The organism is Salininema proteolyticum (genome assembly GCF_042685645.1).
In the GTDB taxonomy this organism is placed as follows: domain Bacteria; phylum Actinomycetota; class Actinomycetes; order Mycobacteriales; family Micromonosporaceae; genus Salininema; species Salininema proteolyticum.
Genome location: NZ_JBHUNX010000001.1, coordinates 2,667,706 through 2,690,364 on the forward strand (window position 1 = coordinate 2,667,706; position 22,659 = coordinate 2,690,364).

A 22,659-nucleotide genomic window follows, 5' to 3' on the forward strand; every position below is an offset into this window, starting at 1 on the left:
GGGGTCCGGCTCCCCTACTCCGGGCTCGGCGTGATGACCGAGAACAACGCGCCCTGGGGATCGGTCAGGGAGGCGAGCCTCCCGACGCCGGGCATGGACAAGGGCCCCATGAGGATCTGCCCGCCCGCCTCCGTCGCGGCCCGGGCCACGGCGTCGCAGTCGGTCACGAAGAAGTACGGCTGCCAATACGGGCCGGACTCGGCGAGCATGGACTCCGGCAGCTGCACCAGGCCTCCCTGCGCCTTGTCCTCGTCGCCGTCGACCGACACGATGGAGTAGACGTCCATCGGGTCCTCGGGCGCCATCTGCTGGTCGTTGTACCGCCAGCCGAACACCGACTGGTAGAAGTCCTTGGCCTTCCGGGCGTCGCCGGTGTACAGCTCCGTCCAGAAGAACGCGCCGGGGTGGGTCACCAGGTCGAGGCCCTTGACCTCCATGGGCTCCCAGACGGCGAAGTCCGCTCCGGTCGGATCGGTCGCCTGGGCCAGCCGGCCCGCGTCGAAGACCTGCATGACCGGTTGGCGGACCGTCCCTCCGGCCTCCTCGATCCGGGCGACGGTCTCGTCGGCGTCCGAGGTCTGGAAGTAGAGCATCCAGTTCGGCCCGTTCTCCTGGCAGGGCCCGGCGGCCGCGACGGTCTTGCCGTCGAGCGTGAACATGCCGTAGCCGCCGGCCTCGGGGCCGCCGGATATGAACTGCCAGCCGAACACCTTCTCGTAGAAGGCGGCGAGGGCGGGCACGTCCTCGCCCGAGACGTCCGCCCATGAGGGCTGTCCGTCGAGGAAATGATTCGTGAGCACGGTGGTCCTCCTGAAAAACGGCGTGCGGTGCTGCTCCGCCCATTATCGGGCCGGGCACCGACACGCACCGGCGTTCGCGTAGGTCCGCCCGCCTCAACGATATCCATGTCCGTCCATTAATCTGTTCTCTACCGTTCAGTAATCGATGAGGGGAGCGAGCGATGGACACCGACGTCGTCGTCGTGGGGGCCGGCCTGGCGGGCCTGGTGGCCGCCACCGAGCTGGCCGAGGCGGGCAAGAGCGTCGTCCTGGTCGACCAGGAGGGGCCCCAATCGCTCGGAGGGCAGGCCTTCTGGTCCTTCGGCGGGCTGTTCCTGGTCGACTCGCCCGAGCAGCGGCGCATGGGAGTCAAGGACTCCTTCGACCTCGCCTGGCAGGACTGGCTGGGCACGGCCGGCTTCGACCGCGAGGAGGACGAGTGGCCCCGCCGCTGGGCCCGAGCCTACGTGGAGTTCGCCGCCGGCGAGAAGAGGTCGTGGCTGCGGCAGAAGGGCGTGCGCTTCTTCCCCGTCGTGGGATGGGCGGAGCGCGGCGGATACACGGCCGAGGGACCGGGAAACTCCGTGCCGCGCTTCCATATCACCTGGGGCACCGGTCCGGGCGTCGTGGAGCCCTTCGCCCGGGCACTGGGCGAAGCGGTCGAGGCCGGCCGGATACGGACGCTGTACCGGCACCGCGTCGACGAGATCCTCACGGAGGCCGACTCCGATGGGACCGTCCGCGCCTCGGGCGTCGCCGGACGGGTGCTGGCGCCCGACGACAGCGAGCGCGGCACGTCCACCAACCGCGACGAGGTGGAGGACTTCCGGATCGAGGCCGGAGCGGTCGTCGTCTGCAGCGGCGGACTCGGCGGGAACGTCGACGCGGTGCGGCGCAACTGGCCCGAGCGCATGGGGCCCGCGCCCGAGTCCATGGTGTGCGGAGTGCCCGCCCACGTCGACGGGCGGATGCTGGAGATCGCCCGAGGGGCGGGGGCCGGGCTGATCAACGAGGACCGGATGTGGCACTACACGGAGGGGCTGGCCAACTGGGACCCGATCTGGCCGGACCACGGCATCCGCGTCCTGCCGGGGCCCTCGTCGCTGTGGCTGGACGCCGAGGGCAGGAGGCTGCCGGTGCCCCTGTATCCGGGCTTCGACTCGCTGGGCACCTTGGAGCACATCTGCTCCACCGGGTACGACTACACCTGGTTCGTGCTGACCCGCAAGATCATCGAGAAGGAGTTCGCCCTCTCCGGTTCGGAGCAGAATCCGGACCTGACCGGCAAGAACGTCAAGCAGGTGCTGAAGCGCGCGCTGCCGGGCGCCCCGGATCCGGTGGCGGCGTTCATGGAGCGCGGCGAGGACTTCGTCGTGGCCGACACGCTGGAGGAACTGGTGTCGGGAATGAACGCCATCGCCCGCGGGCCGCGTTTGGACGCCGGCAGAGTCAGGACCGCGGTGGAGGCGCGCGACAGGGAGTTCACCAACAAGTTCACCAAGGACACCCAGGTGTCCATGATCCGCACCTCGCGCAACTACTTCGGCGACCGGAGGATCCGGACGGCCAAGCCTCACCGTCTGCTGGATCCCAAGGCCGGGCCGCTGATCGCGGTGCGGTTGAACATCTTGACGCGCAAGACGCTGGGCGGGCTGCACACCGATCTCGGCGGCCGGGTGCTCACACCCGGGGGCGAGGTCTTTCCCGGGCTGTTCGCCGCGGGGGAGGCCGCCGGTTTCGGCGGCGGCGGAGTGCACGGGTACCGGTCGCTGGAGGGGACGTTCCTGGGCGGCTGCCTGTTCTCAGGGCGGCAGGCCGCCCGAGGCGTCAGCGAGGATCTCTGACGGGGCGGTCGGCGAACGCCCTCGCGAAGCCTTCGACCACCAGGGCCACCGCGCCGGCCTAACCTCCCGGGGATTCGTCGAACTGCTCATAGTATTCCTCTTCTTCGGACGGGCGCTCGGGCGGGCCGTCCCGGTCCAGGTAGGCCGCTCCCGCCAAGGCCGTCTTCGTCAGCAGGAGGACGGCGGCGGCCATGAGAAACGCCCGCGCTATGGTCCTGGACCGCAGGAGGAAGGCGAGCAGGGCAATGACGGCAGGACCGCTTATCAGGACCCACTCGAAGAGCACCAGGGCCCGGTCGTCGGTCGGCCTCGCGAGGACCGTTCGGAAGGCGGACGGAAGCAGGACCGCCAACGCGAGCACCCACAGCGCTATGGAGACGTAGAGGACGGTGTCGGCGGTGCGCGGCGCTCGAGGAGTGGGGTCGTCTGACATCGGGGACGCCTTTCGAGGGGGGAGGTAGGGCAGTCCGAGGTCATTGTCGCACAGGCGCTTCCACTTACGCCAGGCTTACAGGAACGCCTTGCCCTCCCCGCGGTACGTCGGCGCCTCCCCCGCCATGGCACGGCCGTCGAAGAGCTGGAACGCGTTCAACCGCTCGGCCGGCTCGCCGGCCTTCGCGTGCCGCGTCCAGACGCGCGACCCGAGCGCGACGCTGTCCGCGCCCTTCCCGACCAACGGGGTCTGCACCTCTCCGGCCCCCTCCATCCCCGTGTAACGCAGTCCGGCCGGGTGGATCAGGTGGGGAAGGCGGTCCTTGCCCGGCGCGCCGGAGGCGATCCACCCGCCTCCCAACGCTGTGACGGCCCCCGACCTGGGGCGCCGGACGAGGTCGAACGCGAAGTGCAGCGCATTGAGCGGCCGTATGGAGCGGTAGCCGTCGAACAGCCCCGGACCGTAGAACCCCGAGCCGGCCGTCAGCTCCGTGACGCCCGACGATGCGGCGGTGAACCCGAGCGACCCCGTCCCGCCGCCGTTGACGAACTCGACAGTGCTGAACTCGGACACCCTCTCGACGATGGCCGCACGGCGCTCGCGCAGCTCCCGACCGGACAACCACTTCACGGCCCGAACGGCGGCGTTGTTCATGGCCTGCCCCGGCACCCGGTCGGTCACCCCGGCGATCTGGCCCTCGTAGGCGAGCAGGCCGACCAGCTCCATTCCGGGCCGCTTCTCGATCTGGCGGGCCAGCGACAGCGCCTGGTCGGGAGTGTGGACGGGCGAGCGCAGCGGGCCCAGGTGGACCCGTCCGCCGAAGAGTCGCAGCGACATGTCGAGGTCGACGCATAGCCGGAGGGGCTCGGCCGCCGTCGGGCGGACCGTGCGCTGGAGGTAGTCGAGGTGTTCGTCCGAGTCGACGGTGAGCGTGATCCGATCGAACAGACCCGATCCGGCCAGTTCCCTCAGGGAGGCCCGATCGGTGGAGGGGTAGGCGACGAGCACGTCGTCGAACTCCTCGGCCAGCCATAGCGCCTCGGGCAGGGTGAAGGCCATGACGCCCTCGAATCCGGGCTGGCTCAGCGCGCGGCGCAGGAGGGTGCGGTTGCGGAGGGACTTGGAGGCCACGCGGATCGGCTTCCCCTCCGCCTGCCGCCTCATGATCGCGGCGTTGGTGTCGAAAGCGCTGAGGTCGCACAGGGCGAAGGGCGCCGGGATGTCGGCCGTCAGTGTGTTGAGCTCGGCGAAGTCGGGCATGCTCATGTCCTCGTCCTCTTCTTCTGTCCGGCCTCGCGGCCGAGGCCCGGGACCCAATGATCGATGCAAGTCCTTGCCCACTATAGTGCTACTCACATTGACTTCGTATTACTCGGGGGTACACCGCCATGGCGCACTGGTCGAATTGGGCGTCCACCGCGACGGCCGACGATGTCGAGATCGCCCGCCCGGCAACCAGGGACGAGCTCACGGCACTGGCCGCGGAGGCGATCGCGGCCGGACGCCGGATCCGCCCGCTCGGAAGCGGCCACTCCTTCAGCGCCGTGGGAGAGCCGGTGGACCTGGCGGTGGACCTGTCCCTCCTCGACCGGGTGGTGAGCGTCGACCGCGAGACGGGTCGCGCCACCGTCGAGGGCGGCATAAAGATGCGGCACCTCAACGAGGCCCTCGGCGCGCACGGCCTAGCGCTGGAGAACATGGGCGACATCGACCGCCAGTCGATCACCGGCGCGCTGTCGACCGGAACGCACGGCACCGGAGCGGGCTTCGGCGGGCTGGCGACGCAGGTGAGGGCCGTGGAGATCCTCACCGGAACCGGCGAGGTCCTCCGGCTCGACGAACACGACCCGATGCTGCGCGGCGCCGTCGTGTCCCTGGGCGCGCTGGGCGTCATCCTGTCCGTCACCCTCCAGTGCGTGCCGGCGTTCCGGCTCGAAGCGGTCGAGGCGCCGCTCCCCCTCGACGAGGTGCTCTCGCGCCTGGACGAGTTCTGCGACGAGACCGACCACTTCGAGTTCTACTGGTTTCCCAACACCGACAGGACCCTGACCAAGCGCAACCGGCGCGTCGGGGACGGCGCGGCGAAGCCGCCCTCGGCCCTGCACTACTGGTGGAACGAGTCGTTCACCGAGAACATCCTCTTCAGCGCCGCCAACCGGGTCGGCAGCAAGTGGAAGTCGAAGATCCCCGCCATCAACGGCCTCTCGACGAAGTTCCTCAGCCCCCGCACCTACACCGACCGGTCCCACCGGGTGTTCACCTCGCCCCGCAAGGTCGTGTTCCGCGAGATGGAGTACGCCCTCCCCAGGAGCGAGGCGAGGGCGGCCGTCCGCGAGCTGACGCGGTGGGTGGACCGGTGTGAAGAGGGCGTCTCCTTCCCCCTCGAGGTCCGCTTTGCGGGCGCCGACGGCAACTGGCTCTCGACGGCCTACGAGCGCGACACCGTATACCTCGCCGTGCACCAGTACCACCGCAACCCGCACGAGAGGTTCTTCGCGGGCGCCGAAGACGTCTTCACCTCGTTCGGCGGCCGCCCGCACTGGGGGAAGATGCACACGCGCGACGCCGGCTACCTCGCCGAGCAGTATCCGCGGCACCCCGACTTCCTGGCGCTGCGCGACGAGTGCGACCCCGAACGCGTCTTCTCCAACGCGTATCTGGAGAAGGTCCTGGGCGCGTAGACCGCCGGGTCCTCACCCGTCCGAAGGAAGCGACAGGGTGAATTTCGCTCCCCCGATCCTCACGCATGATCACTCTGAGTCGATAATGACTGGACAGAGCGTATCCAAGGATTCCTCATTTGATGTAATCCCCTCCATGAGCAGAGTTACGAGAAGCATCGCCAGCGCCGCCCTCGCCGCCTTCGTCGGAGCCTCGGCGGCCGCAGGCGCCCAGGCCGTCCCCGTAGGGGACCCGTCCTTCCTCCACGAGGGCGAGTTGGTCGAGGTATATCTGAAGGACCATCCCGACATCCCATTGCGGTGGTCCGGCAACGGCGCCGTCCTCGACGAGCGGCCGAGCCTCTGGCGCTTCGAGGGCGTCGAGCGGGACGGACGCGAGTTCACCCTCGAGCGCATCGTCCACGTCTCGTCGGGCCGCTGCCTGGCCTCGGCGGCCGGCATCGGCCCCAGCACCGCACCGCGCCTGACGTACTGCGCGTACGCCGAGCCGTGGCGCGTGCACGTCGACTGGCACAAGGACCCCGTCGACTTCCGGATCATCGATTCCCGCGGCCTGCACCTCGGGACCGAGCGGAACTACTCCTTCCCCGGAGACCAGGTCATCCTGGAGGAGCCCAAGGGGTGGCACAAAGAGGAGTGGCGCGTCCGGGCCCCGGAATCGGCGTGAGGCGCCGCGCGTAAGGCACCACGGTGCCGAGGAGGCCGCGCGAACCTCCTCGGCACCGCCGATCGGACGGCCCCGGCACCGTCCGGCACCGGGCGACGGAGCACCCACTTAGCGTAAGCGAGCGGGCCTCATTTGATCTAATCCCGTCATGGACAGACACATCAGAAGGATCGCCGCGTTCGCCCTGGCGGCATTCCTCGCGGCGCCGGCCGGGTCCGCCCGCGCCGAGACCCCGGTCCCGGAGGGGCCCGTGCCCGAGGGCGTCGCACTCGAGATCTTCCCCAAGGACCACCCCGGCCTCCCGATCGCCTGGAGCGACGAGGGAGTCCTCTTCTCCGAGGAAGGCGATCGGTGGCGGTTCGAGGGCGTGACTGCCGAAGGCCTCTCCTTCACCGTCGAACGCATCGTCCACGACGAGTCCGCCCTGTGCCTCGCTCCGGGCGTGGTCGGCGGCGACGAGACCGCGGCCCGCCTGGACGACTGCGGGGAGACCGCTCCGTGGAAGATCGAGCCGGACTGGACCAAGGACCCGGTCGACCTGCGCGTCATCGACTCCCGGGACCGCCGCCTCGGCCCCGGGGACGACGGGGTCCGCTCGGAGGGGAAGGTCGTCCTCCGGGACGCGACCGGCCTGCACGACGAGGAATGGCGCATCCGCTTCCCACATTCCGGACGCGATGACGCGGCCGAGGAGGCCGACGCGGAGCCCGCCGCCGCGGCGGCCGCACCTCTTCCAGTCACGGGAACGAGCCGCCTAATTCCGATATTTGCCGTGGTAGTGGCCTTCATAGTCGGAGCGGTCGCGTTCATCGCCACACGCCGTCCCGAACGCGAGCACTTTCAGTGACACTTCGCACGGTCCACATGACGGGATGCCCTTGGCTTACATCACACAAGGTGTCATAATTCTCGCATGACTCAATGGCACGTAATGATTATGTGCGCCAAGCGCGTGGCGGACGGCTAGGACCAGTCCTCAGCCCGACACGCGCTAGACCTTCCGCACCCTGCGGAAGGTCTTTTTGTTTGGGTCAGGAGAACACCTCGACCACCAGTCGGAAAGTAGACCGAGACGACAGGAGGCGGGAGGCCGACGGAGGCCGGACGGGGCCCACAGGTCCCGGCCCGGCAGCGCCGGAGGACGAACGCCTCGCTCACCCAAGGCGGGAGCAATCCGTGAGCAATTCGCAAAGCACGCCAGACGCCGGCCCCACCGCATCGCCGTCACGTCCGAGCGAATTCCATATTTTCGACACGACACTCCGGGACGGCGCCCAGATGGAGGGCCTGCGCTATTCCGTGGCCGACAAGCTCGCCGTCGCCCGGCTCATCGACGACCTGGGCGTCACCCACATCGAGGGGGGCTGGCCCGGAGCCCTGCCCTCCGACACGGAGTTCTTCGCCAGGGCCGCCGAAGAGATCAACTTCAAGCACGCCAAGCTCGTGGCGTTCGGAATGACCCGCCGCGCGGGCACGACCGCCGCCGAGGACCCCGGATTCCAGGCGCTCATCGACTCGCTCGCCCCGGTGCTGTGCCTGGTCGCCAAGTCCGACATCCGCCACGTCCGCCACGCTCTCAAGGCCTCCCCGAGCGAGAACCTCGCCATGGTCCGCGACTCGGTGGAGACCGGCCGCGAGGCCGGACGAGAGGTCCTCATCGACTGCGAGCACTTCTTCGACGGGTTCCGCCACTCCCCCGACTACGCGACGACGGTCGTCAAGACCGCCTTCGACGCCGGCGCCGACGTGGTGATCCTGTGCGACACCAACGGCGGGGCGCTGCCCTCGGACATCGCCCGCGCCATAGGCGACCTCCGCAGCCGCCTGTCCGACACCATGAGGCCCGAGGACATCCGCCTGGGCATCCACGCGCAGAACGACACCGGCTGCGCGGTCGCCAACTCCCTGACGGCCGTCGAGTCCGGGGTGATGCACGTCCAGGGCACCGCCAACGGCTACGGCGAGCGGCCCGGCAACGCCGACATCTTCAGCGTCATAGGCGGGCTGCAGACCAAGATGGGCCTCCCCGTGCTGCCCGAGGGCTGCCTGGAGAAGATGACCCACACCGCGCACGCCATCGCCTCGATAGCCAACCTCCAGCCCGACGAGCACGCCCCCTACGTGGGACACGCGGCGTTCGCCCACAAGGCCGGACTGCACGCCTCGGCGATCAAGACCGACCCGGCGCTGTACAACCACATCGACCCGCGTCTGGTGGGCAATGACATGCGCATCCTCGTCACCGAGATGGCCGGGCGCGCCTCGATCGAGCTGAAGAGCCGCGAGCTGGGCGTCGAGCTCTCCGGGCAGAAGGACGTGCTGGACCGCGTCACCAAGCGGGTCAAGGACCTCGAAGCGCAGGGCTGGTCATTCGAAGCCGCCGACGCCTCCTTCGAGCTGCTGCTGGACGAGGAGCTGCCGTCGAAGAACCGGGTGCGGCCCTTCACCGTCGGGTCCTACCGCGTCATCATCGACCACACGAGCGACGGATCGGTGGTCTGCGAGGCGACGGTCCGCCTTGAGGTGGACGGCGAGCGCACCATCACCACGGCGCAGTCGCGCGGACCGGTCAACGCCTTGGACGCGGCCCTGCGCCAGGCCCTGGTGGAGCGGTTTCCCGCCCTCGGGTCGATCAACCTGTCGGACTACAAGGTCCGCATACTCGCGGGCGCGTCGGGCACCGACGCGATCACGCGCGTGCTGACGACACTGTACGACGGCGAGCAGGAGTGGACGACGGTCGGCGTCGACGACAACATCGTCGAGGCCTCTTGGCAGGCGCTCATCGACGCGCTGACCTACCGCCTGCGGTAGAGCGGACGTTGAGAGGGGGCCGTCCCGCGGGACGGCCCCCTCTCCGCCCTATCGAAACACGGCGATGCCCTGCTGCTCCATCCGGCCTCCCCCGAAGGCGGTGAAGGTGCCTCCGGCGGCGAAGCTCGCCCCGTCCGGCTGGGTGCGAAGGGTGTTGACGCCTATTGGGGTGTTGGCGCCGGGGTTCCAGTCGAGGACCCTTCCGTCGGTGTCGACGGCGAAGAGCTTGCCCCGCCTCTCCTTGACCCCGTCGACGCACTCGCCGTTGGGGCCCGACTGGCTGCTGTTGCAGACGCGGTCGAAGTGTCCCCCGCCGATGACGAGGCCGTTGTAGACCGTGACCGCCTGGACGCCGCCGTCCACGGGCACGGACCAGCGGGTCGAGCCGGTGCGGGCGTCGAAGGCGCGCACCTCTCCGCCGCGACCGTCGAGGGCTCCGTAGACGCGGTCGCCGTCGACGGCGATCTGGCGGATCAGGACGAACATTCCGGCGCGGAAGTCCATGAAGAGCGATCCGTCGGCGGGGTCCACCGCAGCGAGGGCGGCGTAGCTCTCCGCCCCGTCCACTCCGAGGAAGCCGCCGGCGAAGTAGACGCGGCCGTTGGCCACTTCGATGTCGCGCACCGAGCCTCTTCCGACTCTGGGCGCGAACTCCTCGACCGGGGTCCCGTCGGAGGTGCGCACGGCCGCGAGCCCGTGCTGTTGGAAGTCCCCGACACTGGCGAAGTGACCGCCCAGATAGAGGGTCTCGCCATGTGTTTCCAGGCTGTAGACCGTGGCGGAGGGGCGCGGTGAGAAGGACCTGTCCGCCTGGCCCGTCGCGAGGTCGAACCGGGCGAGGTTGGGGAGGTAGGCGCCGTCGACCTTGCGGAACGCCCCGCCGATGTAAAGCCAGTCGCCTTCGACGGCCACCGCGTATACCGTGCCGTCGACGTCGGGGGCAAAGTCCTCCAGAGCGCCTGTCGCCGCGTTGACCGCCGCCAGGTTGCCGCGCGGGTGCGCGGTTCCGTCGCCGTCCCGGGCCGCCCCGAAGGAGCCGCCCGCGTAGAGGGTGTCGCCGTGGTAGGCGACCTCGTGGACCTCTCCGTCGACCGAGGCCCCCTTCTCGGGCAGGTCGCCCTCGAAGGCGCCCGCCGGCGCGGAGGCCAGCACGAGCGAAGCGGCCAGGATCGCCATTGAAAAGATTCGTCGCATCCTATGAGGATGCTGCCCCCGCCGGAGAAAACGTCAGGACGTCCGGCGAGTCGCGCCCGCGTGTCGCGGCGGGCGCGCCGTTCGCCTTCGCGGCGGCGCCGCGCGAAGGCGCCGCCCTCCCGGTGCGGCGCCGTCGGCCACTCGTCTCAGACGTTCGTGTCGTGGGGCTCGTCCGGGCTGGTCATGAGGGTTTGGATGTACATCGGCTCGCCGAGCTTCTCTATCAGCTCCAGCTGGGTGTCGATGTGCTCGATGTGCTCCTCCTCGTCCCTCAGGATCTGGGCGAACAGGTCGCGGGAGGTGTAGTCCTTGGCCGACTCCATGTACTCGATGCCGTCGCGCAGGCGGTCGATGGCCTCGGCCTCGAGTTCGCGGTCGGACTGGTACATCTCGGTGACGGTCTGACCGATGCGCAGCGGGAAGAGCCGCTGGAAGTTCGGGAGGCCGTCGAGCCAGAGGATCCTGTCGGCCAGCAGCTCGGCGTGGGTCATCTCCTCGAAGGACTCCTTGCGGCTGGCGGAGGCCAGCTTCGTCCAGCCCCGGTGCGCCTGCAGCTTGGCGTGGAGGAAGTACTGGTTGATGGCGGTGAGTTCGGCCGTCAACTGATCGTTGAGGAACTCGATGACGCGCTCGTCTCCATACATTTCGTGGTCTCCTGACTACCTTGAGTACGCTTCTATTCCATAGAATAGTGCGTCCACTCACAGGTATCCAGCCAGGAAACCCTAAATCAAGACAGCCTTCCCTAAGGACGGCAAGGGAGAAGGGGAATCAGGCCGAGGCCAGGGCACCGGGGCCGGCCTGGGCGGGGACGCTCTGCTCGAAGTGGGACTCGATCATCCCGCGCAGGCGGCTGTGGCAGTTGCCGCAGCTGGTCCCGGCACCACAGGCGTCGCCCACGGCCTCGACGGTGTCGGCTCCGGAGGCGGCGCACTCGTGCACCTCCTCCTCGGAGACGCCCATGCAGATACACGCGAACATTCAGAGAGCTCCGGGTGGGTCGGGGAGCCGGCCCAGAGGACTAAGGCTCCACTTACTTAGGTTCCCCTAACCGTATCCGGAGTCCTCCCCCGCTGTCAAAACGGACTAACGAAGCAGTTCGGACAGAACCTTCGCCGTGTACTCGATACCGGCGTCGTCCACGTCGAGGTGCGTGATGAGCCGGGCGCGGGTCGCGCTGAAGGCCAGGAAGCGCACGCCCCGCTCCTCCGCCTGCGCCGCAATGCGGTCCATACCCTCGCCGGTGAGCATGAGGATGTTGGTCTCCACCTCTTCGGGCTCGCAGACGCCGTAGGCGGCCAGTTCGTCGGCCAGGAACCGGGCCCGGGCGTGGTCCTGCCACAGGCGGGCGAGATTGTGGTCCAGGGCATAGAGGCCGGCGGCCGCCAGGTAGCCGGACTGGCGCATCGTGCCGCCCATCCTCTTGCGGACCGTGCGCGCCCTGGCCTCCTTCTCCGCCGAGCACAGCACGAGCGAGCCCGCCGGGGCGCCGAGCCCCTTGGACAGGCAGACCGACAGAGTGTCCACCGGCTCCGCCCACTTGCGGAAACCGATGTTCGTCGCCGCCCGGGCGTTCCAGATCCGCGCCCCGTCCATGTGGAGCGCGACCCCGCGCTCGTGCGCCAGCCGCCCCAGCCTCTCGACCTCGCCCAGTTGCTGCACCGTGCCGCCGGCGGCGTTGTGCGTGTTCTCCACGGCGATCACCGCCGTCGGAGTGGCGTAGGCGCCGGGACCGTTGACCAGGGAGGCGACCTCCTCGGCGTTCACCCGGCCGCCCTCGGACCAGAACGTGCGGCTGGAGACGCCCCCGTAGGCCGCGAGCGCACCGACCTCGTTGTTCACCACGTGGGCCCGGGTCTCGGCCAGGATCTCCTCGCCCGGGGAGGCGGAGAGCTGGAGGGCGATCTGGTTGGCCATGCTGCCGGTCGGGGTGAAAACGGCCGCGTCGAAGCCGAACAGCTCCGCGACTCGGCGTTCCAGTTCGTTGACGGTCGGGTCGTCGCCGAAGACGTCGTCGCCCACCTCCGCGTGGGACATGGCGCCCAGCATCTCGGGGTTCGGGCGGGTCACTGTGTCAGAGCGTAGATCAACCTGCATGACGACAGCCTAGCCGAGCGGCGGGGAGACCCGCCTCAGTAGGCGGTGAAGCCGTTGCCGATCCCCAGGACCGGCAGGTACATCCGCTCGCCGTCGCGGGTGAAGCCCTCGTAGACGATGTCGAAGAGGTCGCCGATCCCGAAGGCCCGCAGCGCGTCGACCATCATGTGCGCGGCCTGGGCCGTGTTCGTCCGGTCGGACTTGGCGTAGACGCGGTTCCAGGTGGGCACCGGCCCCGCCGGAGCGCGGAAGCCGAGGGCCGGCAGCTGCGCGTAGGCGTTGCGCCAGGTCGTCCCGACGGCCGCGGAGGCCTCCACCTGGAGGTGGTCGTCGACGGTGGCGGCCACGTAACGGGCCGACCAGTCGTTGGTGCGCAGGACTACCGAGCCGCCGGTCTCGAAGACGGCGGCGTCGGCGGCCAGGTCGGTCATGAGGACGCCCAGGCGGTCGGTGAACTCGTCGAAGTCGGTGACGGACGGCTCCATGGGGTGTTCCCAGGCCTTGGAGAAGGCCGACCATCCGGAGACGTCGCCGCGGCGGATGTTGAAGGCGTTCAGGTGCTCGGAGTCGTCCGGGGAGAGCAGCCGCAGCATGACGCCGCCGTGGAACCGCTTGAGGTGCAGTTCGAAGACGAGGTCGTCGCGGTACCAGCGGACCCACGGCCCGCCGTCCCCTCCGCGGACCTCGGGCTGGCCCAGCTCGTGGACGAGCAGGCGCAGCGACTCCTTGAAGATCTGGGTCCGGTGCTGTTCGCCCTGGCGGCCCCTCTCGGCGGAGCGGAGGACCATCACCTCGATGGAGCAGAACTCGGCGCCGGTCGGCGAGGCCATTCCCGCCGGGAAGGTGTCGATGATCGCCTGGCCCGTCTCGTAGTCGGTCTCTGCCCGCCACATCCCGATGTCGACTTCCGTGGTCCTCGGGTTCCAGCCCAGGTTCTGGAGCGCTCGGTGGAGGTCGGGTTTGGTCCACCGCCCGAAGTCGGTCTGACGGGCGCGGCGGAGCAGATCGACGAGCTGGTAATCGCTGATCCGATGTGTACCGAGCATGCGGAGTCCCGTCTAGTGGTGCTAGATTTCACTGGGGAGTAGCGAGTCCCCCCAGGATATACTTCTTAGCGTAGCCTTACCTCACTTATCCCCCGCAATGCCCGAAGGAGAACGCGTGGCCGGCGAGAGCAGAGCTGTGCAGCAAGACACGCTTATTAGCCTACTAGGTGGCAAGCGGGGCGCGTTCGACGCCTGCGCTCCTTTGGTGATCTTCATAGCCGCCTGGTTCGCCGCCGGCGAATCCATCGCTTGGGCGACGGCTTCGGCCCTGGTGGCGGCCTTGGCGATCGCGGTGTGGCGGCTGCTGCGCGGCGGGAGGCCGCGGGCGGTCGTCCTCGGGCTCCTGAGCGTCGTGGTGGCGGCGATGATCGTCTTCTACACGGACAACCCGACCGACATCCTGTTGCCGCGCATCCTGTCCAATGCCGCGAGCGCGCTGGTGTGGGCGGGGTTCATCGTCTTCCGCCGTCCACTCCTGGGGCTCGTCGTCGGGGCCGTGCTCGGGCAGAAGACGCGGTGGCGCCGGGATCCCGACCTGGTCCGCGCCTACGCCTGCGCCTCTTGGCTGTGGGTGGCGATGTACACGGTGCGGGTGATCATTCTGACTCCGTTCTGGTCGACCGACGACGCGGCCGTGGGACTGCTGTGGGGCGGGTTCTTCCAAGTCCTGCTCTCCTGGCCGCTGCTCGCCCTCTGCCTGGTGGGGTCCGGCTGGATCATCAAGGCCGTGCTGCCCGAGGACCATCCGGGCATCCGGCACCCCCGCGCCGCGTCCGGGGACTTTTAGGGGTCGGCCCGCTCCGGGCCACATCGGAGCCGGTTGGATCGGCGCTGTTCACGGCGTATGTCAGGATCATGGTATGTCTGTCAAAGCCCCGGCGAGCTCCGCCCGACTGAAGATCCGCCGCCCCGGCACTCTGACGGCCACGGCCATGATGGCCTGGCTGTGCGCCTGGCCGCTGGGCATCGGCCTTTTCCTCGTGGACTCGGCCTGGAAGTGGGGGACGATCCCGCTGGGCGTGGTGGTCCTCGGCGTGCCGCTGGTCATCGCCTACTGGGCGTGGAACTCCGGCGTGGACGTCGATGCCGAGGGCATCACCGTCAAGGGGCTGTTCGGCGGCCGCCGGCTTCCGTGGAGATCGATCGACGGTTTCGCGACCGACCGCGACGGGGTGCAGGCCATCCTCTCCGACCAGTCGCAGGTCTCGCTCAAGCCGATGCGCGCCGCTTCCCTCCCGCAGGTGATCGAGGTCGGCGGGCAGGAGATGGCCGACTCGCCCGCGTCGGGCGGTTCCGAGTCCTAGGCCGGACCTCATTCTCACGGCGAAGGGCCCGCCCGGTGTGCGCCACCGGGCGGGCCCTTCTCGCGTTCTCGGGCTCAGCCCTTGATCTTCTTGACCGTCCACCAGGCGGCGGGCAGCAGCCCGGCGGCGAAGGCGATCTTGACGGCGTCTCCGGCCAGGAAGGGCAGGACGCCGGCTCCCAGCGCCTCCGAGGCGGTCAGGCCCAGCGCCACGGCCAGGTAGGAGGCTCCGATGGCGTACATGACGACGTTGCCGAGGACCATCAGGCCGACGGTGCCGCGGACGCTGCGGTCCCAGCCGCGGCGGGCCAGGTGGCCGGCCAGCGGGGCGGCCGCGAGGAAGGCCAGCACGTATCCGAAGGTCGCTCCGGCCGCGCCGGAGGCCCCTTCCGCGAACCACGGCATTCCGGCCACTCCGGCGACCATGTACAGCGCCATCGCCGCCAGGGCGCGCACGGGCCCGAAGGCGGTGCCGACCAGGAGGACTCCGAAGGTCTGGAGGGTGAACGGAACCGGGCTGACGACCGGGATCGTGAAGGAGATGAGCGCGGTGAGGCCGACGAATCCCGCTCCGGCGAGCGCCAGGGCGGACTCGCGGGCGGCGGTCTTGACGCGCCCGTCGACCGCGGGGATCAGGTCGGCCAGGACGTGGGACCGGGTGTCGGCGGCAAGAACGGCCATGTGGAGTTCCTCCAAAGTCTTTTGCCGAAGTCTACAAAACAGTGACTCGAGGGTAACTCATGCCTCCGGCGGCCCGTTCCCGCGTCCCCCGCCGTTCGGACAGGCGCCACAGAACCGGACCCCGCATGACCGACGGGCCGGGGCGGTGCCCCGGCCCGTCGCAGCGGTCTTCCTTCAAGCCCTACTTGCGCTTCTCGACTTCCTCGAGCAGCTGCGGCAGGACGTTGAACAGGTCGCCCACGACCCCGTAGTCGGCCATCGAGAAGATGGGCGCGTCGGAGTCCTTGTTGACGGCCACGATCGTCTTCGAGGTCTGCATGCCCGCGCGGTGCTGGATCGCGCCGGAGATGCCGGCCGCGACGTACAGCTGCGGGCTGACCGTCGTGCCGGTCTGGCCGACCTGGAACTTGTGCGGGTAGTAGCCGGAGTCCACCGCGGCGCGCGAGGCGCCCACGGCGCCGCCGAACGCGTCGGCGACCTTCTCGATGAGCGAGAAGTTCTCGGCCGAGCCCACGCCGCGGCCGCCGGAGACGACAATGTCGGCCTCGGTCAGGCCCGGGCGGTCCCCCGGGGGCTCCTCGACCGTCTCCAGGACGGCGACCTTCTTCGCGTCGTCGCCGACGGTGTAGTCGACGGCCTCGGCGGCCGGCTCGGACGGGGCGGCCTCGGCCGCGACCGATCCGGCCTTGACCGTCGCCACGGTGACGCCCTTGGCCACCTTGGAGGTGACGATGCGGGAGCCGGCGAAGATCTCCTGGGTGCCGACGCCTTCGCCGTCGAGGGCGCTGACGTCGGTCAGGAAGCCGGTGCCGAGCTTGACGGCGAGGCGGGCCGCGACGGCCTTGCCCTCGTCGGTGCTGGGCACCAGGACGGCCTGCCACTCCTTGCCCTCGGCGATCGAGGCCAGGGCCTCGGCCTTGGGGGCCACGAAGTAGTCGTCGAGGCCGTCGGCGTCGACCTTGTACAGCGAGGCGGCACCGTACTCGGCGGCCAGGGAGGCCGCCTCGTCGCCGAACGCGGCGGCGGCCACCTCGCCCAGTCCGCGGGCCAGGGTGAGGACCTCGGCGGAGTGGCGGGAATTGTCGGGAACGTAGACAAGAATCTGGGACATGGCGCGCTCCTAGATGAACTTCTCGCTGGCAAGGAACTCGGCGAGGGAACGGCCGCCCTCGCCCTCGTCGGTGACGATCGTTCCGGCGCTGCGCTCCGGACGGGACTCGACGGTCAGGACCTCGGTGGAGGCTCCGGCCGCTCCCACGGCGGAGGCGTCCACGCCCAGGTCGGACAGCGAGAGGACCTCGATCTTCTTGCGCTTGGCCGCCATGATGCCCTTGAGCGACGGGTAGCGCGGAGTGTTGATCGTGTCCCACACCGAGACGATGGCCGGCAGCTGCGCCTGCAGCTTGGAGTAGCCGTTGTCCTTCTGGTGCTCGACGGTCACGGTGGATCCGTCGATCTCGATCTTGCGGGCCCCGGTGAGGGCCGCGGCGCCGGTGTGCGCACTCAGCAGGTGCGTCATGACGCCCATGCCCGAGTCGGTGGACTCGGCGCCGGCGAGGACCAGGTCCCAGTTCGCGCGGCCGAGGGCGGCGGCGAGGATCTGGGCGGTGGCCAGGGCGTCCGAACCGGCGACGGCCTCGTCGCTGACGTGGACCGCCTGGTCGGCGCCCATGGCGAGGACCTTGCGGATGGTCTCGGTGGCCTGGTCGGGTCCCACGGTGAGGACGGTGACCGTGCCATCGTGCTGTTCTTTGAGCTGCAGAGCGGCCTCGACGGCGTACTCGTCCAGCTCTCCCATGACGTTGTTGGAACCGTCGCGGTCGACCCGCTTCTCGGCGTTCAGGTTTCTCTCAAGCCCGGAGTCGGGTACCTGTTTTACCAGGACCACAATGTCCATCGGCGCAACCTCCACTATCTATGGTCTGGCCTGCATTGCCCAAACGCCGGACCAGGGGCCCCGACGTCTACGGCGGTGGTTCAAGGGTCCACTACTCCTGTCGCGGAGGTCGCAGTGACCTTGAACCGGTGTCTTGGACGCCACTATACATCGCTAAGTTACCAACCGGTAATACCGGTGGGTCGTTTCTCACCGTTCCCGACAGCAAGGCACAATTGAGTCATGGTCCGAGTCTTGATTTTCACGTTCCTCGCCTACCTCGCCCTGGTGATCGCCGCTCTCGCCGACTGCCTGGGCAGCGAGGAGGATCCGCGGCGGCTCGGAAAGGGCGCCTGGAGCGCCGTCATCCTCCTGCTCCCGATCGCCGGGGCGATCCTGTGGTTCTGGCTCGGGCGCCCCGCCAAGCCCGAGGGCCCCGGAGGCCCCGCACGTCCCCAGGGAGGCTCCACGGGCCCCATCGCCCCCGACGACGACCCGGACTTCCTCAGGGACCTCGACAAGCGCCTGCGCGACCGCGACGACAAGAAGCGCGACGACTGACGAGAGGAAGCCGCCCGACGGGATTCACCGCGCGGCCGCGGAACACGCCCCGCGGGCGCGTGCGGAATCAGAGGCACCGAACCGGGCGGCACCGTCACCGACAGAACGCCGCGCGAACGCACGCGGAGTCAGAGTATCGCCGGAGTTCGCCGGGCGCGCCCGGCGCCGTCTAGGCGGTCGCCCTCTTGTCGTGTCGGCCGCCGCCCTGCCGGCGCAGCCGCGCGGCCTTCTCCGAACGGGGGACGAGAGTAGGACTGACATTGCGGCGCACCACGTCGGAGGTGATCTTGACCTTCTCGATGTCCTCGGTGCGCGAGGGGATCTCGAACATCATCGGCTGCAGGACCTCTTCTAGGATGGCCCGCAGACCCCGCGCGCCGGTGCCGCGCAGTTGCGCCTGCTCCACGATCGGCTCCAGCGCGCCCTCCTCGAACTCCAGCTCCACGCCGTCCAGCTCGAACAGGCGCTGATACTGCTTGACCAGGGCGTTCTTGGGTTCGGAGAGGATTCGCAGGAGGGCCTCCTCGTCGAGCTCCTCGACGGAGGCCAGCACCGGGAGCCTGCCGACGATCTCGGGGATCAGGCCGTACTTCAAGAGGTCCTCCGGCATCGGGCCGGAGTCCTGGAAGGGGCGCTCCTCCTCCACCTCGGAGGTGAAGCCGACGGTCCGGCGCCCGAGGCGCTGCTCGACGAACTCGTCGAGGCCGTCGAAGGCGCCGCCGCAGATGAACAGGACGTTGGTCGTGTCGATCTGGTAGTGCTCGGTCTGGGGATGCTTGCGTCCGCCCTGCGGCGGAACGGAGGCGACCGTCCCCTCGAGGATCTTCAGCAGCGACTGCTGCACGCCCTCGCCCGAGACGTCGCGGGTGATCGACGGGTTGGGGGCCTTCCGGCCCACCTTGTCGATCTCGTCGATGTAGAGGATGCCCGTCTCGGCCCGCTTGAGGTCGAAGTCGGCGGCCTGGATGAGCTTCAGGAGGATGTTCTCGACGTCGTCGCCGACATAGCCGGCCTCGGTGAGCGTCGTGGCGTCGGCGATGGCGAAGGGGACGTCCAGCATCCGCGCCAGAGTCTGCGCCAGATGGGTCTTGCCCGAACCGGTCGGGCCGACCATGAGGATGTTGGACTTCTGCAGCTCCACCTCGTCGCGCAGGCTCGAGGTCGCCGACTGGTCGACCTGGATGCGCTTGTAGTGGTTGTAGACGGCCACGGCGAGCGTCCGCTTCGCCTTGTCCTGCCCGACCACGTAGCCGTCCAGGAAGTCGACGATCTCCTTGGGCTTGGGGAGCTCGGAGAGGGCCGCCTCGGCGTCCTCGATGAGCTCCTCCTCGATGATCTCGTTGCACAAGTCGATGCACTCGACGCAGATGTAGACGTTGGGCCCCGCGATCAGCCGCCCCACCTGCCGCTGGGTCTTACCGCAGAAGGAGCATTTCAGAACGTCGTCCTGTCCCAGACGTGCCACCATTGCCGCGCTCCTGTTCCTGTGCAGTCCTAAACAGCCTCAAGCGTTCTCGGGCGAACCCCCGGCGCGCCGGCCGGGCCGCCGGGCGCGCTTCTCATTATTTCGCAAACTCCGCCGCAATGCCAAACCCGGTCCCGAAATGGACCAGACCGGACGCCGGGCGGTGCCGTGGACCAGAGTACCGCCTCACTGCGACAAGCGAAACGCATTCCACCCTATGGAGTCCGCGACCAGCGCTGATACGCCGAGAGGGCGGCCGGTCCGGCCGCCCTCTCGAACTGGCTCCGCCGAAGCCCTCCGCGCGAAATCGAGTCCGAACCGGACTCAGGCGTTCTTCTTGCGGTAGGCGAGGACGTTGTCCACCAGGCCGTACTCCACGGCCTCGTCGGCGGTGAAGATCTTGTCGCGCTCGATGTCCTTGCGCACCTTCTCCACGTCTTGCCCGGTGTGCTTGGAGAGGATCTGCTCCAGCTGCTCGCGCATGCGGACGATCTCGCGGGCCTGGATCTCCATGTCGGAGGCCTGGCCGAAGGTGCCCTCGGTGGCCGGCTGGTGGATGATGACACGCGAGTTGGGAAGCGCGGTGCGCTTGCCCGGCGTGCCGGCGGCCAGCAGCACGGCGGCGGCCGAGGCGGCCTGTCCCATGCAGACGGTCTGGATGTCGGGGCGCACGTACTGCATCGTGTCGTAGATGGCCGTCAGGGCCGTCAGCGACCCGCCGGGCGAGTTGATGTACATGATGATGTCGCGCTCGGGGTCGTTGCCCTCCAGCACGATCAACTGGCTCATGATGTCGTTGGCCGAGGTGTCGTCCACGGGGGACCCGAGGAAGATGATCCGGTCCTCGAACATCTTGTTGTACGGGTTCATCTCCTTGACGCCGTACGAGGTCTTCTCGGTGAACGAGGGGACGATGTAGCGGGCCTCGGGCCGGTAGGAGCCGGGGAACTGCATTTCCACTTCTGCTCTTCCTTTCTGAACTAACCAGCGTCCGTGACGCGCTCGACCACGTGGTCGATGAATCCGTATTCCTTGGCCTGCTCGGCGGTGAACCAGCGGTCGCGGTCGGAGTCCTTCTCGATGGTCTCCACCGTCTGTCCGGTGTGCTCCGAGATCAGGTTCAGGAACATGGTCTTGGTGTACATCATCTGCTCGGCCAGGATCGCCACGTCCGAAGCCGTGCCGCCGATGCCGCCCGAGGGCTGGTGCATCATGACCTTCGCGTGCGGCAGGGCGAAGCGCTTGCCCGACGCGCCGGCGCACAGCAGCAGCTGGCCCATCGACGCGGCCATGCCCATGCCCACCGTGATCACGTCGTTCTTGATGTACTGCATGGTGTCGTAGATGGCCATGCCGTCGTATACCGAACCGCCCGGCGAGTTGATGTAGAGCTTGATGTCCCGCTCCGGGTCCTCGGCCTCCAGCAGCAGGAGCTGGGCGCTCAGGCGGTTGGCCACCTCAGAGGTCACCTCGCTGCCGAGGAAGATCACCCGCTCCTTGAGCAGGCGGTCGTATACCATGTCGTCGAGTCCGGCGCTCGCACCGTTCCCTCCTCGCCGACTGGTCGGCAGGAATGGATTGTTTTCCGCCATCATCGTCCTCTCTGTTTCGAATCAGACCCTGCGCTTAGCTGTTATAGACCTTATCCCGCGAACGGCCCGGGCGGTCGCCGATCGGGCCCCTGTTCGCTCCCAGCGGAGCATGGAATAGCGGCCCTCCCCGGGCTCCTCCGTTGGGGCGGGCCCAGAGAGACCGCGCGCCCCGCAGGGCTCCGGCGGCGCGCGGATACGAGAAAGGGCCGCGCCCAAGCGGACGCGGCCCCGAGTCGGTGGGGAGGTCTACTCCTCGCCCTTCTCCTCGTCCTCACCCTTCGGCTCCTCGCCGAACAGGGCGACGCGGTCGAGGGTGTTGCCGTCGGCGTCGACCACGGAGGCCTCGCCGAGGACCTCCTCCAGCGCCATCTTCTGGCGGGTCTGGACGGCGATCTGCTGCAGCTGGCCGTTCGAGCGCAGCTGCTCGATGAACTGCGGGAACTGCTCCTGCGGAACGCCGCTCATCTGCGCCATGCGGGCGGCCTCGCCCAGCAGCAGGTCGCTGTTCGGCTCGACCTCCTTCTCGTTGGCGATGCGGCCCAGGATGATCGACTGCTTGAGGTTCTGCTCGACGTCCTTGCGGAGGTCGGCCTCGAACTCCTCGGCGGACTTGCCGATCTGCTCCAGGTAAGCGTCCATGCCGCCCATCGGGGCGACCTGCTCGCCGAGGTGGCTCTTGGTGTGCTCCACCTCGGACTCCACGGTGCCCTCCGGCAGCGGGATGTCCACGGCCTCCAGGAGCGCGTCGAGGACCTTCTCGCGAGCCTCGGTGCGGATGTCGTTCTGGGCCTGGCCCTCGAGGCGCTTGCGGGTGTCCTCGCGCAGCTCGTCCAGCGTGTCGACCGAAGCGCTCATCTCGGCGAACTCGTCGTCCAGCTCCGGAAGCTCGCGCTCCTTGACCTTCTCGACCTTGATGTCGATGTCGGCCTCCTCGCCGGCGGAGTCGCCGGAGACCAGGCTGGACTGGATGCGCTTCTCGTCGCCGGCGCTCATGCCGACGAGGGCCTCGTCCAGGCCGTCGAGCAGGTTGCCGGATCCGACCTCGTGGCTCATGCCGGTGACCGAGCCGCCCTCGACCTCCTCGCCGTCGCGGGTGGCCGTCAGGTCGATGACGACGAAGTCGCCCTCGGCCGCGGCGCGCTCGACGGTCTTGAGGCTGGAGAAGCGCAGGCGCTGCTGCTCCAGGTCGGCGTCGATCGACTCCTCGGTGACCTTGCCGGACTCGACCTCGACCTTGAGCTCGGAGAACTCCGGCAGGTCGTACTCGGGCGCGACGTCGGTCTCGACGGTGAACTCGAAGGGCTTGTCGGCCTCGATCGGCTTGACGTCGACCAGGTCCGGGCGGCCCAGGAGGTTGAGCTCGTTCTCGCTCACGGCCTTGGTGAGGTTGGCCTGGACGGCGGGGTCCATCGCCTGGGCGTAGACCGACTCACGGCCGACGCGCTGGTCGATGACCGCGCGAGGGGCCTTGCCCGGGCGGAAGCCGGGGACGCGAACCTGCTGGCCAACCTGCTTGTACGCCTCGTTGATGAAGGGTGCCAGGTCTTCGAAAGGCACTTCCACCGTTAGCCGTACCCTGGTCGGATTCAGGGTCTCGACGGTACTTTTCACAGGCGTACTCCTAAT

23 protein-coding genes are annotated in these 22,659 nt (G+C 68.8%); 8 read left to right on the top strand and 15 right to left on the bottom strand.

Going from position 1 to position 22,659, the window contains the following annotated elements:
- Window positions 1-14: 14 nt before the first annotated feature.
- The gene (locus tag ACFTE1_RS12420; protein ID WP_380622825.1) at window positions 15-800 is read right to left on the bottom strand and encodes a VOC family protein; all 786 of its coding nucleotides are present in this window, start codon (window positions 798-800) and stop codon (window positions 15-17) included.
- Between the two features lie 161 nt (window positions 801-961).
- Here ACFTE1_RS12420 and ACFTE1_RS12425 point away from each other — a divergent pair, with 161 nt between their 5' ends.
- Window positions 962-2,623, top strand: a complete 1,662-nt coding sequence (locus ACFTE1_RS12425; RefSeq protein ID WP_380622823.1) for an FAD-binding dehydrogenase — start codon at window positions 962-964, stop codon at window positions 2,621-2,623.
- A 58-nt stretch (window positions 2,624-2,681) separates the two neighbouring features.
- Here ACFTE1_RS12425 and ACFTE1_RS12430 read toward each other — a convergent pair whose 3' ends face one another.
- Together ACFTE1_RS12430 and ACFTE1_RS12435 are read right to left on the bottom strand one after the other, a co-directional pair.
- On the bottom strand, window positions 2,682-3,056 hold the full coding sequence (locus tag ACFTE1_RS12430; protein WP_380622821.1) for a hypothetical protein: 375 nt from the start codon (window positions 3,054-3,056) through the stop codon (window positions 2,682-2,684).
- Window positions 3,057-3,131: 75 nt separating this feature from the next.
- Entirely contained in the window at window positions 3,132-4,322 is a 1,191-nt protein-coding gene (locus ACFTE1_RS12435) for an alanine racemase (RefSeq protein ID WP_380622819.1), read from the bottom strand.
- Between the two features lie 122 nt (window positions 4,323-4,444).
- Here ACFTE1_RS12435 and ACFTE1_RS12440 point away from each other — a divergent pair, with 122 nt between their 5' ends.
- The 4 genes from ACFTE1_RS12440 (at window position 4,445) to cimA (ending at window position 9,218) form a co-directional block, all read left to right on the top strand.
- Entirely contained in the window at window positions 4,445-5,737 is a 1,293-nt protein-coding gene (locus tag ACFTE1_RS12440; protein WP_380622817.1) for a D-arabinono-1,4-lactone oxidase, read from the top strand.
- A 136-nt stretch (window positions 5,738-5,873) separates the two neighbouring features.
- Window positions 5,874-6,404, top strand: coding sequence for a hypothetical protein (locus ACFTE1_RS12445; protein ID WP_380622815.1), 531 nt, complete (start codon window positions 5,874-5,876; stop codon window positions 6,402-6,404).
- A gap of 148 nt (window positions 6,405-6,552) precedes the next feature.
- Window positions 6,553-7,251 carry a hypothetical protein gene (locus ACFTE1_RS12450; protein ID WP_380622813.1) on the top strand — a complete coding sequence of 233 codons (699 nt, stop codon included), beginning with the start codon at window positions 6,553-6,555 and terminating at the stop codon, window positions 7,249-7,251.
- Window positions 7,252-7,580: 329 nt separating this feature from the next.
- Window positions 7,581-9,218 (top strand): citramalate synthase, encoded by a 1,638-nt coding sequence (gene cimA / locus ACFTE1_RS12455; protein WP_380622812.1) that lies wholly within the window; start codon window positions 7,581-7,583, stop codon window positions 9,216-9,218.
- A 48-nt stretch (window positions 9,219-9,266) separates the two neighbouring features.
- On the opposite strand, the gene ACFTE1_RS12460 is transcribed toward cimA, so the two are convergent.
- The 5 genes from ACFTE1_RS12460 to ACFTE1_RS12480 all read right to left on the bottom strand — a co-directional run bounded on the left by ACFTE1_RS12460 (window position 9,267) and on the right by ACFTE1_RS12480 (window position 13,555).
- The gene (locus ACFTE1_RS12460; protein ID WP_380622810.1) at window positions 9,267-10,412 is read right to left on the bottom strand and encodes an outer membrane protein assembly factor BamB family protein; all 1,146 of its coding nucleotides are present in this window, start codon (window positions 10,410-10,412) and stop codon (window positions 9,267-9,269) included.
- Between the two features lie 146 nt (window positions 10,413-10,558).
- Window positions 10,559-11,056 (bottom strand): bacterioferritin, encoded by a 498-nt coding sequence (gene bfr, locus ACFTE1_RS12465; protein WP_380622808.1) that lies wholly within the window; start codon window positions 11,054-11,056, stop codon window positions 10,559-10,561.
- A gap of 127 nt (window positions 11,057-11,183) precedes the next feature.
- Window positions 11,184-11,393: a (2Fe-2S)-binding protein gene (locus tag ACFTE1_RS12470; RefSeq protein WP_380622806.1), complete on the bottom strand. Its 210-nt coding sequence runs from the start codon at window positions 11,391-11,393 to the stop codon at window positions 11,184-11,186.
- Between the two features lie 105 nt (window positions 11,394-11,498).
- Window positions 11,499-12,509: a threonine aldolase family protein gene (locus tag ACFTE1_RS12475; RefSeq protein ID WP_380622804.1), complete on the bottom strand. Its 1,011-nt coding sequence runs from the start codon at window positions 12,507-12,509 to the stop codon at window positions 11,499-11,501.
- Between the two features lie 35 nt (window positions 12,510-12,544).
- A complete protein-coding gene (locus ACFTE1_RS12480) occupies window positions 12,545-13,555 on the bottom strand; it encodes a DUF6301 family protein (protein WP_380622802.1) in 1,011 nt (336 codons plus the stop codon).
- Between the two features lie 115 nt (window positions 13,556-13,670).
- Here ACFTE1_RS12480 and ACFTE1_RS12485 point away from each other — a divergent pair, with 115 nt between their 5' ends.
- Window positions 13,671-14,342 carry a DUF3159 domain-containing protein gene (locus ACFTE1_RS12485; protein WP_380622800.1) on the top strand — a complete coding sequence of 224 codons (672 nt, stop codon included), beginning with the start codon at window positions 13,671-13,673 and terminating at the stop codon, window positions 14,340-14,342.
- A 73-nt stretch (window positions 14,343-14,415) separates the two neighbouring features.
- Window positions 14,416-14,859, top strand: coding sequence for a PH domain-containing protein (locus ACFTE1_RS12490; RefSeq protein ID WP_380622798.1), 444 nt, complete (start codon window positions 14,416-14,418; stop codon window positions 14,857-14,859).
- A gap of 74 nt (window positions 14,860-14,933) precedes the next feature.
- Here ACFTE1_RS12490 and ACFTE1_RS12495 read toward each other — a convergent pair whose 3' ends face one another.
- The 3 genes from ACFTE1_RS12495 to ACFTE1_RS12505 form a co-directional block, all read right to left on the bottom strand.
- The gene (locus tag ACFTE1_RS12495) at window positions 14,934-15,539 is read right to left on the bottom strand and encodes a biotin transporter BioY (RefSeq protein WP_380622796.1); all 606 of its coding nucleotides are present in this window, start codon (window positions 15,537-15,539) and stop codon (window positions 14,934-14,936) included.
- A gap of 181 nt (window positions 15,540-15,720) precedes the next feature.
- Window positions 15,721-16,650 (bottom strand): electron transfer flavoprotein subunit alpha/FixB family protein, encoded by a 930-nt coding sequence (locus tag ACFTE1_RS12500; RefSeq protein ID WP_380622794.1) that lies wholly within the window; start codon window positions 16,648-16,650, stop codon window positions 15,721-15,723.
- 9 nt (window positions 16,651-16,659) lie between these two features.
- On the bottom strand, window positions 16,660-17,436 hold the full coding sequence (locus tag ACFTE1_RS12505) for an electron transfer flavoprotein subunit beta/FixA family protein (protein ID WP_380622792.1): 777 nt from the start codon (window positions 17,434-17,436) through the stop codon (window positions 16,660-16,662).
- A 222-nt stretch (window positions 17,437-17,658) separates the two neighbouring features.
- Here ACFTE1_RS12505 and ACFTE1_RS12510 point away from each other — a divergent pair, with 222 nt between their 5' ends.
- Window positions 17,659-17,976: a PLD nuclease N-terminal domain-containing protein gene (locus tag ACFTE1_RS12510; RefSeq protein WP_380622790.1), complete on the top strand. Its 318-nt coding sequence runs from the start codon at window positions 17,659-17,661 to the stop codon at window positions 17,974-17,976.
- Between the two features lie 169 nt (window positions 17,977-18,145).
- Here the strand turns inward: ACFTE1_RS12510 and clpX are convergent, their stop codons facing one another.
- The 4 genes from clpX to tig all read right to left on the bottom strand — a co-directional run bounded on the left by clpX (window position 18,146) and on the right by tig (window position 22,644).
- Complete coding sequence (gene clpX / locus ACFTE1_RS12515) at window positions 18,146-19,441, bottom strand: ATP-dependent Clp protease ATP-binding subunit ClpX (protein WP_380623118.1); 1,296 nt, start codon at window positions 19,439-19,441, stop codon at window positions 18,146-18,148.
- Window positions 19,442-19,765: 324 nt separating this feature from the next.
- Window positions 19,766-20,395 (bottom strand): ATP-dependent Clp protease proteolytic subunit, encoded by a 630-nt coding sequence (locus ACFTE1_RS12520; protein WP_380623116.1) that lies wholly within the window; start codon window positions 20,393-20,395, stop codon window positions 19,766-19,768.
- A 26-nt stretch (window positions 20,396-20,421) separates the two neighbouring features.
- Complete coding sequence (locus ACFTE1_RS12525) at window positions 20,422-21,033, bottom strand: ATP-dependent Clp protease proteolytic subunit (protein WP_380622788.1); 612 nt, start codon at window positions 21,031-21,033, stop codon at window positions 20,422-20,424.
- A gap of 246 nt (window positions 21,034-21,279) precedes the next feature.
- Window positions 21,280-22,644, bottom strand: coding sequence for a trigger factor (gene tig, locus ACFTE1_RS12530; RefSeq protein ID WP_380622786.1), 1,365 nt, complete (start codon window positions 22,642-22,644; stop codon window positions 21,280-21,282).
- Window positions 22,645-22,659 lie beyond the last annotated feature (15 nt).